This is a genomic window from Niveispirillum sp. SYP-B3756 (assembly GCF_009495745.1).
Lineage (GTDB): Bacteria > Pseudomonadota > Alphaproteobacteria > Azospirillales > Azospirillaceae > Niveispirillum.
In genome coordinates, this window is the sequence record NZ_WIDQ01000032.1 from 1 (window position 1) to 13394 (window position 13394).

Here is a 13394-nt window from a genome sequence, read left to right on the forward strand (position 1 = left end):
CATTCATCGACGGGTTCTATAATCCCATACGGCGACACTCGGCCTTGGGCTACAAAAGCCCTATCCTGTTCGAGGCCGCCGCCTGACGGCGAGAAAATGGCTCTCCACTTTGCCAGGGCAAGTCCAAAGCCAACCTGCATCCGGGGGCGGAGGCCTGCTTGCGGCTCGGCTTTGCCACCGACCAGAACCTTATCGTCAACTTCTATGCCGAGAGCCTCGGCCCGGTCCCCGGCATCCGCATTGACGGTGGATCGCAGAACACGGCCATCCTGAACCTGTTCTCTACGACCGGCGGCGCGCCGATCTCGGATACCACCGGGGCCGGTCGCTACACCGCCTTCAACGCCGGCCATCCGGGCAAGAACCACCTGAGCCGCCGTCTGGCCCAATCCTTCCGGCACCGCCTTCACCCGCAGCCTGGACGCCGATGGCTCCACCCTGGAAGACGTGCGCGCCGCGCTGCGCGCCCTGATCCTGGACCTGAAGATTGCGGGGATTCTGAGGTGATGATCCGACCCGACGGAAAAACCGATGGTCCTTTACCCCGGTTTGGCCAACCCGCGCCCTTCCGCCGCCAGACGCCAGTTGGCCACGTCGCCCAGCATGATCTCCGCTGCCTGGCGGGCGCGGTCCTGCGCCGCCGGCAGGTCGGCGGGATCGTCCTTTGCCAGGGCGGCCAGCAGTTGATCCAGCTCGGAAGCCATCCGGTGGGAGCGGCTGGCATTGCCTTCGAAATCGGCGATCAGCCGGATACCATAGGCGGCGGTGGCCAGCACCGGCAGGCCGACGGTGGCCGCCGTCACCCCATAGGTGATCCGGTGCCAGAGGTCGTGGCTGATTTCGTCCAGCCCATGTTCCAGCGCGCCGTCAAGCCAAAGATGATCCCCCCCCACCGCCGCCAGATACAGGATGACGATGATCAGGGTGGCATGGAACAAGACCTCGCCGAATAATTCCAGCCGGTGCTCCATCCGGTGCAACCGTTGATGGGTGGTTTGGTGATAGCTGCATTGGTCGCGCAGCAATGTCGCCAGCCCCTCCCGACCGCTGCTGATCACATCGGCGGTGAAGCGGAGCGGCGGCAGGCCGCTGGCGCGCAGCAGGGCGCGGCTGTACCAGCCGGTCCAGATGCGGGCGCGGCCATGCCCGCCCGCCGGGCGACAGCCCAGCCCGATCATGGGCACGGCCACCCGCAGCCGCTCCGCCACCTCCCGCGCCTCCAGCCAACGGCGGTGCCAGTTGGTGCGGTGGCCCAGACCGGTATTCAGCAGCACCAGGGAAATCAGCAGCAGCTCCGCCAGCACGAAGGTCCATTTCATCTCGTCGCCCAGCCAGTTCAGGCTTTTGATCACCAGCAGCGACAGGGCCACCCCGAAGACCGACAGGGCGGCGAACAGGAAATTGGCGACGAAGGCGCTGCGGAAGATCTGGGCGTAATGCGTGGCCAGGGCATCGGCCCAGCCGAACGCATCGGCGGTGATCGCAGGCAGATACGCCGGGCGGCCCTGCAGATCGCTGGTGCAGGCTTCCGGCGAACGGCTGTGCAGGTCGGTGCGGCGTGGCCGCCGCACCAGGGCCAGGGCGTGCAGAAGGTGCCATTCCGGTCGACCGTGAAAGCCGCAGCGTTTCTCCTGCAGATAGGTGGCCAGATGCTCCACCTCCCCATGCGGGTCCGGGCGACCGTCGGCTTCCGTCGATGCCGGCGGGGCCAACAGATCGTCGACCAGGGCCGTCAGATCCTCCGTCCCGGCCCCCGGCAGATCCTCGATGAACGCCGCCGGACGCGGATAGGGAACCCGGGAGGTCCAGCGCAGTTCCGGCGACCGCTGCCCGGTGGCATCGACGATGATCACCGGCATACCGCGCCGCACCGCCGCCTGCATGATCTCCCCGGTGCCGCCGCGCCCGGCGGCGGGGCCGCCATCCCAGACGGCGATCAGCAGATCGGCATGATCCAGCAGGGTCAACCCCGCCGCCTCATAGGCCAGATCGGCCCGGTCGCGTTTGCCCGGCCATTCCAGCACCGCATCCGCCCGCGCCAGCAGGGCCTGGAAAGCCTCCAGCGCGCCCGCCTCGGTGAAATCCGCCGCATATTCCTCCTGGGCGAAGGGCAGCACCACTTCCAGCCCCCAGCCCTGGGCCAGGGCCGCCTCCGCCGCCAGCCGGTCCGCCCCCTCCGCCAGGGCCGACAGCAGGGTCAGGCGCGGCGGCTGTGGGCTGAACAGGGTCGCGTGGGTGGCCAGCACCGGATGGGTGGCAGCGGCTAGGCGCTGCAACAGCCCTTCCAATGCCAGCGCCACCCCGGCCTGGGCATGTTCCGGCAGCCGGTTGGGCCGGTGGCCGGTAATGGCGACGGACAGGGACAGGCGGGGCTTGGGCGGATGGTCGGTCATGGCTGTTTTGTTCCGGCGGACGCTGGGGGCAGTTGGGCCAGGACGGCTTTGATCTGACCGATCCAGCCTTCCTGGTCCTTGGTCAGCAGGCCTTTCGCCTGCAGCCGGGTGAGAATGGCCAGTGCTTCGGTCAGCCGCTCCCGGGGCTGAGCGCCGATACTGGCCAGTTTAGCGAGGCTGGCCGCCAGATCGCTCTGGAACTCTGTATTCTCCGGCTCCAGCGTGACCAGCCGGCGGCGGATATCCAGCCCCTCCGCATAGAGCTTGCCCGCCTGATCCGGATCGCGGCGCCCGACAAGATCACCGACCCGATCCAGGCTGACCGTCAGATCGCGCAGGAACTGGGTATTCTCCGGCTCCAGCGTGACCAGCCGGCGGGCGATCTCCAGCCCCTCCGCATAGAGCTTGCCCGCCTGATCCGGATCGCGGCGCCCGACAAGATCACCGACCCGGTCCAGGCTGACCGCCAGATCGCGCAGGAACAGGGTATTCTCCGGCTCCCGCGTGACCAGCCGGCGGAAGATCTCCAGCCCCTCCGCATAGAGCTTGCCCGCCTGATCCGGATCGCGCTGCCCGACAAGATCGCCGACCTAGCTCAGGCTGACCGCCAGATCGCGCAGGAACTGGGTGTTCTCCGGCTCCAGCTTGACCAGCCGGCGGCGGATCTCCAGCCCCTCCGCAAACAGCTTGCCCGCCTGATCCGGATCGCGGCGCCCGACAAGATCACCGACCCGCTCCAGGCTGATCGACAGATCGCGCAGGAACTGGGTATTCTCCGGCTCCAGCGTGACCAGCCGGCGGGCGATCTCCAGTCCCTCGGCAAACAGCTTGCCCGCCTGATCCGGATCGCGGCGCCCGACAAGTTCACCGACCCGGTTCAGGCTGAGGGACAGATAGCGCTGGAACTGGGTATTCTCCGGCTCCAGCGTGACCAGCCAGCGGAAGATCCCCAGCCCCTCCGCATGTAGCTTGCCCGCCTGATCCGGATCGCGGCGCCCGACAAGTTCACCGACCCGGTGCAGGCTGACCGCCAGATCGCGCAGGAACTGGGTATTCTCCGGCTCCAGCGTGACCAGCCGGCGGGCGATCTCCAGGCTTTGTTCCGCGGCTGCCAGGGCACCGGCCAGATCGCCGAAATTGGCCAGGGATTGCGCCCGCTCATCCAGGGCTGCGCCGCCGCTGCGCAGCAGGGCTTTATTGTCGCCATTGTCGGCCGCCAGCGTGTCCTGCAGGGTGATGGCGCGGTCGAGAATGGCGCGCACCAGTTGGTTGGGCAGGCCGCGGTTCTTGAATTTCTGCGCCAGATCGAACACCAGCGTATTGGCGGCTTCGGTGGCCTGGGCCAGGGTCCGTTCGGCCTGGCGGTAATAATAATAGCTGACCCCGGCCCCGCCGGCGAAGATCAGTGCAATGGCGACCAGCGCCCCGGTCAGCGCCCGCCGCATCCGGCGTTTGCGCGCCCCGTCCGTCCGTTCCGCCAAGTCGGAGGCAAGGATGAACGCCCGCTCCGCCTCGCCGAACCGGCCCGGATGGGCGTGCAGCCAGTTCCGGGCCCGGTCCAGGAACAGCCCGCGCAGCAACCCGTCTGGCCGGCGGGCTGGTGGCAGGGCTTGCCATTCCTTCAGGTCGATGGCCAGACGTTCCCGCCCCAACAGGAATTCCGTCTCCTCCCGCAGCCAGCCGGCCAACAGGGGCCAGACGCGGAACAGGGATTCGTGCGCCACCTCCACCTTGCCGCCAAGGCCGCCATCCTCCTGCCCGCGCCGGACCAGCAGCCGCGCCGCTACCAATTGCTCGATCAGGGGCCGCGCCCGTTCCGGCAGGTCGGCCAGTTGGGCCGGCTGGCGGACAAAGGTACCGCCGGCTTCCGTCAGGCGGACGAGACAGGTGATGAAGGCCTCCCGCAGGGCCGCCTCGTCGGCCTCCCGGTCGGCAATGCTGCGCCCGGCACTCTCCAGCGCCGTCTCCGCCCGGCGGCGAATGTTATTATCCACCGGTGTCAGGCCCCTGGCCCGCTCCCCCAGGCTTTCATAGGCGGCCAGGGTCAGGCTGGCGTCGTCGCCACGCCGGTCATACAGCTCCTCCAGCACCGACGCCACCAGGGGCAGGGCGTCGCTGGTGGCGGCGTCCTGGATCAGTTGCGTCACCAGCCCTTCTTCCACTGCCAGATGGGCGATACGGGCGGGCTTGCGGACCAGATCGCCGATCCGCTCCAGCGGCATTTTATCCAGCAGCAGCGGTTTGTAAGGAACGGTCAGGGCCGGTTCCTGCTGCAAGCCTGGCAGATAGTCGGAGCGCAGGGTGGCCAGCGGCAGAAAGGGTGAATCCGCCGCCGCCATCCGGCTGAGCAGGACCAGAAAGGCGGCCCGCTCCGCCGCCGGGGTCTGGGTCAGCACCTCCTCAAACTGGTCCAGCGGCACCAGGATGCTGGCATCGGGCTGCCCGTGATGGCGGCGGAGCTGGCGGGCCAGATCATACAAGGCGGTGGCCGAATCGGGGCCGCACAGGCGCCGCTGCCAGTCCGCGACCACGGCCGGGTCGTCCGTCAGGGCATGGGTCAGGCAATCCAGCAGCGGGTCAAGCGGTTTGGCCCCGGGACGGATGGGGCGCAGCACGATCCAGTTGCCGGTATCGCGCCGCAGCCGGGGCAGCAGACCGGCGCGCAGGAACGAGGATTTGCCGCTGCCCGACGGACCCAGGACGAAAAACAGCCTGGGTCCGCCATTGGTGTGGCAGGCGCGCAGCTTTTCCAGCGCAGCGGCGATTTCCAGGTCGCGCCCGTAGAACACCGCCGCCTGCTCCTCAGCAAAGGGCGACAGGCCGGGGAAGGGCCGCACCCCCTTGGGCAGGTCGAACCCGTCCGGTGAGGAAAGTTGAGAGACGGTGCGCAATTCCCGCGCCAGCCGCTCCAGCCCGCCCTGGCGGTCGCCAAGCAGGTCGATCCGCTGCAGATCCTGGCCAACCAGCTGTTCGCCGGTCGGCGTATGGAGGATCGGGAATACTTTCTTGCCCAGGGCGCGGGCCTGGGCGAATTCGACGAAACACCATTTCGACGCCATCCAGTTCGGCGTCAGCACCAGCAGCATCGCCTGTGACCGCTCCACCTCCCGGTAGAGCGTCTGTTCCCAGTTGGCGGCCGGCGGGATGCCGCTGTCTTCGTCGAAATCCAGGAAGGTGAGGTCGAACCCTTGCTCCCCCAGCCATTGTTTCAGCGCCGCCGCCTCGGCATTGTCCCGGCTGGAGTGGGAGATGAATATCCGCGCCATCACGCCCCTATTTGAAGGACCGGCTGTTTGATCCGCAATGCAGGATACAGGTCCGGTCGGTGCCCGGCAATCGCCGAGCGAAACAATCACCGTCATTGTACAACTTTCCGATCTTGCCGTCGGAGATAGGCAGCCTTACCCTGTTCGCGCCAGTCGGAGGCGAGCAAGTATGGAAACGCTGCGGATATTCATCTCCTCGCCCGCCGATGTGCGGCCAGAGCGGCTGGTCGCCGAAACGGTGATCCGCCGGCTGGATCAGGAATTCGCCCACCATTTCCGGCTGGAACCGGTGCTGTGGGAGCGGGAGCCGCTGCTGGCCACCCATCACTTCCAGGATCCGCGCAATATTCCAAAGCCAAGCGGCACCGATATCGTGCTGGTCATCCTTTGGTCCCGCCTGGGCCTGCATCTGCCGGCTTCAGACTATGCCGGGGCGGTCAGTGGCCGGACGCCGGTGACCGGCACCGAATGGGAATTTGAAGACGCCCTTGCCGCCAGCAAGGGGCACGGGCGGCCGGACCTGCTGGTCTATCGCAAGGATGCCCGGGTGATGGCCAGCCTGGATGATGACGTGGCGCTGGAGGAACAGCGGGCGCAAAGGCGGGCGCTGGAGGCGTTTACCAACCGCTGGTTCCTGGATGCGGAAAGCAAATCCGCCCTGGCCGCTTTCCATACCTTCGCCGACACCACCGGATTCGAGGAGCAGATCGCCCTGCATCTGCGTGGTCTGCTGCTGCGCCGGTTGGAGGCGACAGGGGGCGATGCGACCGGCCCGACGACCATCCGCTGGCACCAGGGCAGCCCGTTCCGCGGCCTGGAATCGTTCGAGCCGGAACATGCGCCCGTGTTCTTCGGCCGCACCCGCGCCCGTAACGAGCTGCGCGACCTGCTGGCAAGGCGCAGCGCCGCCGGCAATGGCTTTGTCCTGGTCACTGGCAATTCCGGCTCCGGCAAGTCTTCGTTGGTCAAGGCCGGGTTGTTGCCGCACCTGTCCCTGCCGGGGATGGTGGAGCGCGTGGCCCTGTGCCGCCATGCCATCTTCCGCCCCACCGATCCGCCGGTCCCGGGCCAGCCCCTGGCCGCCCTGGCCGCCGCCATCCTGCGCGCCCTGCCGGAACTGGGTGGTCTGCGCTACACGGTGGAACACCTGCACGGCCAGCTTCTGCGTGACCCTGAGGGCGTGCCCTTCGTCATCGAACAGGGGCTTGACCAGGCCGGAAAGGCCGCCGGCCTGACCGAGATCGCACGCTCCCGCCTGCTGCTGGTGCTGGACCAACTGGAGGAACTGTTCACTGACCGGCGGATCGGCGATGACGCGCGCCGGGAATTTGTGCGGGTGCTGGCGCTGCTGGCCAAGGCCGGGCCGGTCTGGATCGTCGCCACCCTGCGCGCCGATTTCTATGACCGGATGCCGGAGCTGCCGGCGCTGTTATCCCTGTCGCGCGATGGGATCTATCTGCTGGAGCCGCCGCGGGGCGCGGAAATCGCCCAGATCATCACCCTGCCCGCCCGGGAGGCCGGGTTGCGTTTCGAGCGCAACGATGTCGGGATCGGTCTGGACGACGTGATCCGTGAGGATGCTGCCGCCGAAATTGGCAATCTGCCATTGCTTGAATATTGCCTGGACCAGCTTTGGCAGCGCCGCGACGAAACCGGAATGCTGCGTTTCGCCGCCTATGCGGAGATCGGCGGGCTGAATGGCGCCATCGCCCGCCGGGCCGAACAGGTGGTGGCGGCGGCCGAACCGGCGGTGCGGGCGGCCCTGCCTGGGCTGCTGCGCATCCTGGTCACCGTCGGGCAGGACGCGGACAGCAAGCCCGCCGCCCGTTCCCTGCCGCTGGCCCAATTGGCGGAGGGGGACCCCCGCCGCACCCTGGCCGACGCGATGCTGCACCCGTCCGCCCGTCTGCTGGTGGCCGCCGCCGTGGAAAATGGTCCGCCGGTGCTGCGCCTGGCCCATGAGGCGCTGCTGACCCACTGGCCCGACGCCGTGGCGCTGGTGGAAAGGGACAGGGCGGATCTGTCCCTGCGCGCCCGGCTGGAGCAGGAGGCCACCCTGTGGCGATCCGCCGCCCCGGTGGACCGGCCCAGCCTGCTGCTTCGCGCCGGCAAGCCGCTGACCGATGCCAGGGACCTGCTGGCCCGACGGCGGGCGGATCTGGGGCCGGAACTGGTGGAGTTCATTGAGGCGTCGGTGACGGCGGAGCAGCGCGAAGCGGAGCACCAGCGGCGGGTCCGGCGGCAGCAATTACTGTGGACCCGGGCGGCGGCGACGATCCTGGGCCTGCTGATGCTGGCGGCGGCGGGATTCGGCTGGCAGGCCTGGGACAGCGGCCAGGCAACCCGGCTGGCCCTGGCCCGGATATTTGTGGATCAAGCCTTCGCCCAGATGGAAAAAGGGGATTATCACTTTGCCGCCCGCCTGGGGCTGGCCGCCCGCCGGATTGCCGGGGATGGGATCGCGGAGCAGGCCGGCGTGCGGGAGGTGCTGGGCGCTCTCTTGCAAATAGTCGGAGAAAGCAGGGCTTTGGTGGGGCACGAAGGAGGGGTCATCAGCGCGTCCTTCAGCCCGGACGGCACCCGCATCGTCACGGTGTCCGGGGACAAGACCGCCCGCGTGTGGGATGCGGCCAGCGGGCGGGGGATCGCCATTCTCCGCGGCCATGAGGATTTAATCCGGAGCGCGTCCTTCAGCCCGGACGGTACCCGCATCGTCACGGTGTCCGATGACAAGACCGCCCGCGTATGGGATGCGGCTAGCGGGCGGGAGATCGCCATTCTGCGCGGCCGTGAGGATGCAATCTGGAGCGCGTCCTTCAGCCCGGACGGTACCCGCATCGTCACGGCGTCCGGGGACCAGACCGCCCGCGTGTGGGATGCGGCCAGCGGGCGGGAGATCGCCATTCTGCGCGGCCATGAGGATTTAATCTCGAGCGCGTCCTTCAGCCCGGACGGTACCCGCATCGTCACGGCGTCCGGGGACCGGACCGCCCGCGTGTGGGATGCGGCCAGCGGGCGGGAGATCGCCATTCTGCGCGGCCATGAGGATTTAATCTCGAGCGCGTCCTTCAGCCCAGACGGCACCCGCATCGTCACGGCCTCCTGGGACAAGACCGCCCGTGTGTGGGATGCGGCCGGTGGGTGGGAGATCGCCATTCTGCGCGGCCATGACGGTTGGATCATGAGCGCGTCCTTCGGCCTGGACGGCACCCGCATCGTCACCGCCTCCATGGACAAGACCGCCCGCGTGTGGGATGCGGCCAGCGGACGGGAGATCGCCACTCTGCGCGGACATGAGACGTCTATGACTAGCGCGTCCTTCAGCCCGGACGGCACCCGCATCGTCACCGCCTCTCGGGACAAGACCGCCCGCGTGTGGGATGCGGCCAGCGGGCGGGCGATCGCCATTCTGCGCGGACATAAGGCTGGAATCGAGAGCGCGTCCTTCAGCCCGGACGGCACCCGCATCGTCACCGCGTCCGAGGACAAGACTGCCCGCGTGTGGGATGCGAGCGGGCGGGAGATCACTATTCTGCGCGGACATAAGGCTGGAATCGAGAGCGCGTCCTTCAGCCCGGACGGCACCCGCATCGTCACCGCCTCCAGGGACGAGACCGCCCGTGTGTGGGAGGTGGCCAGCGGGCGGGAGATCACCATTCTGCGCGGCCATGACGAGGCGTCCTTCAGCCCCGACGGCACCCGCATCGTCACGGCGTCCGGTGACAAGACAGCCCGGGTTTGGGATGCGGCCAGTGGGCGGGAGATCACCATTCTGCGCGGCCATGAGGATTTTATCCGGAGCGCATCCTTCAGCCCGGACGGCACCCGCATCGTCACCGCCTCCAGGGACGAGACCGCCCGTGTGTGGGAGGTGGCCAGCGGGCGGGAGATCACCATTCTGCGCGGCCATGAGAATGTAATCTCGAGCGCGTCCTTCAGCCCGGACGGCACCCGCATCGTCACGGCGTCCGATGACAAGACTGCCCGCGTATGGGATGCGGCTAGCGGGCGGGAGATCGCCATTCTGCGCGACCACGACGGTTGGATCATGAGCGCGTCCTTCAGCCCGGACGGCACCCGCATCGTCACGGCGTCCGATGACAAGACCGCCCGGGTGTGGGATGCGGCCAGCGGTCGGGAGATCGCCATTCTGCGCGGCCATGAGGATAGAATCAGGAGCGCGTCCTTCAGCCCGGACGGCACCCGCATCGTCACGGCATCCGATGACAAGACCGCCCGCGGTTGGGATGCGGCCAGCGGGCGGGTAATCGCTATTCTGCGCGGCCATGACAGTTGGATCAGGAGCGCGTCCTTCAGCCCGGACAGCACCCGCATCGTCACCGCCTCCACGGACAAGACCGCCCGCGTGTGGGATGCGGTCAGCGGGCGGGAGATCGCCATTCTGCGCGGCCATGAACGCGAGGTCTGGAGCGCGTCCTTCAGCCCGGACGGCACCCGCATCGTTACCGCCTCCTGGGACCAGACCGCCGGAATTTGGGACGTTACCCGCCTGACCCAAGCCCTGAACCGTCTGGTTCGGGACACCTGCACCCGCTTCCTCCTCCCCCGCCCTGGGTCGCGCAGCCTCGGACTGGCTGAATTGAACGCTTTCCCGGCGCTGCGGGAGGCGCTGGAGCAGCAGGGGCTCATCAACAGCGATCTCTGCGCCGATGTGCCGGGGGTGCCGCCGTTGGTCCCCCAACCCAGATAATTCATGAGGGTTCAGCGGTACTGATGATGGTGGCGATTCCGTAACGGTAATTGGCTGATTCTATTGCGGTAACTGTTCGCATTTCGGTCGGCGGTTGAGCTTCGCCATCACGGGTCCGCCGTACCCCCGCAATTGTTTGGATGGGCCGCGCGCGGCGTGCCGGAGCGGCCCCTGTCGCCAATGCGAAATGGATTCCGCTTGACGCGACTGCGGCGGTAAATGGTGATGGCGCGATACGGAAAGTCGGGTGCTGATCGGAAGATCGAGGCGAAGCGACGCCACAGTCGCCGATGCAGCCCCCGAATGACTGAGGTTTGAGATGGGACGAGAGAGAAACCGGGGGCGGAACGGCACGGGGGCTCTGGAAAGTTTGCTTGATGCCCTGACGGCGGAGATGCAGGCGGTCGCCGAGAAAAGTTCGCAGCGGCGGCTGGAGGAGGTCGGCACCAGGCTGATGCCGCGCGGAGTCGAAACGCTGATGATGTCGCCCGGATTCGACGCCGCCGTCCTGGCGCTTGTCGCCGATCTGGCCCTGTTCACCGCGCCGCCGGGGCGATCGACGGCGGTCGAACGCCACGTCAAGCAGGCCCGTGCCCCGGCTGGATCGCGCCAAACGGTGGTGGCGGCCCTGGCCGACCATCGCTTTACCCTGTTCACGATCACCGGGGTTGCCGCCGCCGGGCGCCATCCGGCGCGCGACCTGTTGACGGGGGAGGCGTTCACGCTGGTCACCTTCGGGCTGGAGCCGATCGCGGCGCCGGGCGCGCGGCTTGCCGGGCGCTTGGTGAAATTGGACGATTTCCACGTGCTGATCAGCGCCGCCGTCCTGCTTGACAACGATGCACTGACGACGATCCGGCCCTGGCTGTCGCGCGACGGTCGCGCTCTCGCCAATCCCCCCCGCTGCGCCGAGGCGCTGTACCGCGACGCGATCGCCGAGATGCGGCTGGTGCTGCCGGGAATCTTCGGAAGCGGCGCAGACCACGAGGACGTGGCGCCCCCGGACGATGTGTTCCATGAAATCGCGGCGGCCTGGGCGTCGGGCGATCCGTCGCCCGAGCAGGAGAACGTCATTCGCGGTCGCACGAGTGTCGACGACCTGATCACCGTCATCCAGTATCTGCGCGTCGCCCGTGAGGGAGGGAACGGACGGCTCGCCGCCGCCTATGAGCGGATCGCGGTTTTGCAGATGGAAACGCTGCACCGCCGCGCGGCGGTCGGCAATGCCGCCGCCGGCGAGATCCTGGAAGCGTTCGAAGCGGAGATCGCCCGCGCCATCCGCACCGGTGAGATCCCGGTATTCTACCGTGACCTGTTCGATGAACTCAATCGCCGCGCCCGACCGGCCTCGGGCCGCAAGGCCACCGACGAGGCGGGTGCCGAACTCGACCGGCTTCGCGCGCGCATCCAGGCGCTGCAGGCCAAGACGGTCGAACAGGGCTGCACCGAGGAGGAGGCGTTGGCCGCCGCCGCCAAGGTCGCCGAACTTCTCGACCGCCACGGCCTGTCCCTGTCCGAACTGGAAATGCGCCAGCAGACCTGCGAGGGGACAGCCATCGAGACCGGTCGCAAGCGCCGGGCACCGATCGACGACGCCATGCCGGTCATCGCCCGCTTCTGCGATTGCCGCTACTGGATCGAGACGGGAAGGGATGGCGACCTGCGCTTTGTGCTCTTCGGCCTGCCGGTCGACGTGACGGCGGCGCGGTGTCTGCATGACCTGATCGGCGAAGCGATCGTGGTCGAGACGGCGGCGTTCAAGGCAGGGCCACTCTACGCCGACCATCCTTCCAATCAGAAGGCCAGCGCGACGCGGTCGTTCCAGGCGGGGATGGTCCACGAGATCGCCGGCAAACTCAGTGACCTGAAGCGCCAGCGCAGCCGGGCCACGCTGAAGAGCACGGGGCGCGATCTGGTGCCGCTGAAGGCCGACATCGTGGAACAGGAATTGGCCCGTCTCGGTATGCGCTTCACCGAGAAAGCGGTTCAGACGGGACGAAGCGTCCTGAAGGACGCCTACCATGCCGGCCGCGCCGCCGGTCAGGCGTTCGAACTCGAGCCGAAGATCGGCGGCGGCGCATCGACATCGGGGGAATGAACCGCCTGGCCTCGCGGCACCATTCCCACCGCCCCCCCGACCGCGACATGCCGTCCCGCCCCATCCAGCGCCACGACCAGTTCTTCCAGACCCTGCCCGATAAACCGGGCATGGCGGGAACCCTGTTGCGCGAACGGCTGCCAGGAAGCTTCGTGTCGCAGCGGCTGCGCGCTTACCGCATCGACCGGCTGTACAAAACCAAGACCGTCACCGGCCGCCCGGTTCCCGATTTCGCGCTGATCGAGCAAAAGTCGAAGCCAGAGCCGCACATCGCGCTTCACTCGGCTATCAGCATCAGATCCTGACACACTGGGATCGAATGGAGGGGCGGAATCCGGACGGCTCGTCGCGCCCACTCCCGGCATTGGTGACGATGGTGGTCTATAACGGCGCGACGGAATGGACCGTGCCGCTGTCGCTGGCCGAAACGACCGAAACCGAGGCGGCGATCCGGCCCCACCCACTTACTGGATTTCCACTACAGCCTCGTCGATCTGGGCCGGATTCCCGACGCGCAATTGTCCCAGGAACGTTCGCTGCGGGTTGGACTTGTGATCCTGAAGCACGGGGGCGTTGGGATGGGTCACTCGGAAGCGCCTGCTGAAAGTCGCCCGCGAAGCCCTGTGCCAGCTGCGTCGCCGTTTCGGGCCGCTGGCGCCCGATGTTGAAGCTCGGGTCCATGGCGCCGATGGCGACCAACTCGACGCGTGGAGCGAGCGCATTCTCGAGGCTGAAAAACTGGACGATTTGTTCTCGGGCAGTTTGCCGCGTTGATCGCAATCGGGTCTGAGGGAGGCATTGGACTTGCCCTGGCAAAGTGGAGAGCCATTTTCTCGCCGTCAGGCGGCGGCCTCGAACAGGATAGGGCTTTTGTAGCCCAAGGCCGAGTGTCGCCGTATAGGATTATAGAACCCGTCAATGAATGT

General features: G+C 67.6%; 7 protein-coding genes. 4 read left to right on the forward strand and 3 right to left on the reverse strand.

The window, feature by feature from the left end:
- The 3 genes from GE253_RS26120 to GE253_RS25155 form a co-directional block, all read right to left on the reverse strand.
- The coding region (locus tag GE253_RS26120) for a hypothetical protein (RefSeq protein WP_211101594.1) at positions 1 to 410 on the reverse strand (410 nt) is incomplete at its 3' end.
- A 129-nt stretch (positions 411 to 539) separates the two neighbouring features.
- Entirely contained in the window at positions 540 to 2393 is a 1854-nt protein-coding gene (locus GE253_RS26125) for a hypothetical protein (protein ID WP_211101595.1), read from the reverse strand.
- Positions 2394 to 2983: 590 nt separating this feature from the next.
- Positions 2984 to 5659: a toll/interleukin-1 receptor domain-containing protein gene (locus GE253_RS25155; RefSeq protein WP_173012834.1), complete on the reverse strand. Its 2676-nt coding sequence runs from the start codon at positions 5657 to 5659 to the stop codon at positions 2984 to 2986.
- Between the two features lie 169 nt (positions 5660 to 5828).
- Between GE253_RS25155 and GE253_RS25160 the strand changes: the two genes are divergently transcribed.
- The 4 genes from GE253_RS25160 to GE253_RS25175 all read left to right on the forward strand — a co-directional run bounded on the left by GE253_RS25160 (position 5829) and on the right by GE253_RS25175 (position 13242).
- Positions 5829 to 10370, forward strand: coding sequence for an AAA family ATPase (locus GE253_RS25160; protein WP_173012835.1), 4542 nt, complete (start codon positions 5829 to 5831; stop codon positions 10368 to 10370).
- A 370-nt stretch (positions 10371 to 10740) separates the two neighbouring features.
- Entirely contained in the window at positions 10741 to 12468 is a 1728-nt protein-coding gene (locus GE253_RS25165) for a DUF2786 domain-containing protein (protein WP_173012836.1), read from the forward strand.
- A complete protein-coding gene (locus GE253_RS26630) occupies positions 12465 to 12773 on the forward strand; it encodes an Rpn family recombination-promoting nuclease/putative transposase (protein WP_153206909.1) in 309 nt (102 codons plus the stop codon). The genes GE253_RS25165 and GE253_RS26630 overlap by 4 nt, the downstream gene beginning before the upstream one ends.
- Positions 12774 to 13041: 268 nt before the next feature.
- The gene (locus tag GE253_RS25175) at positions 13042 to 13242 is read left to right on the forward strand and encodes a DUF4351 domain-containing protein (RefSeq protein ID WP_153206910.1); all 201 of its coding nucleotides are present in this window, start codon (positions 13042 to 13044) and stop codon (positions 13240 to 13242) included.
- Positions 13243 to 13394: the final 152 nt, after the last annotated feature.

Excerpts from the sequence above, each read along its gene's own strand:
- GE253_RS26125 (WP_211101595.1), bottom strand. The coding sequence starts at position 2,393 with ATGACCGACCATCCGCCCAAGCCCCGCCTGTCCCTGTCCGTCGCCATT.
- GE253_RS25155 (WP_173012834.1), bottom strand. The coding sequence starts at position 5,659 with ATGGCGCGGATATTCATCTCCCACTCCAGCCGGGACAATGCCGAGGCG.
- GE253_RS25160 (WP_173012835.1), top strand. The coding sequence starts at position 5,829 with ATGGAAACGCTGCGGATATTCATCTCCTCGCCCGCCGATGTGCGGCCA.
- GE253_RS26630 (WP_153206909.1), top strand. The coding sequence starts at position 12,465 with ATGAACCGCCTGGCCTCGCGGCACCATTCCCACCGCCCCCCCGACCGC.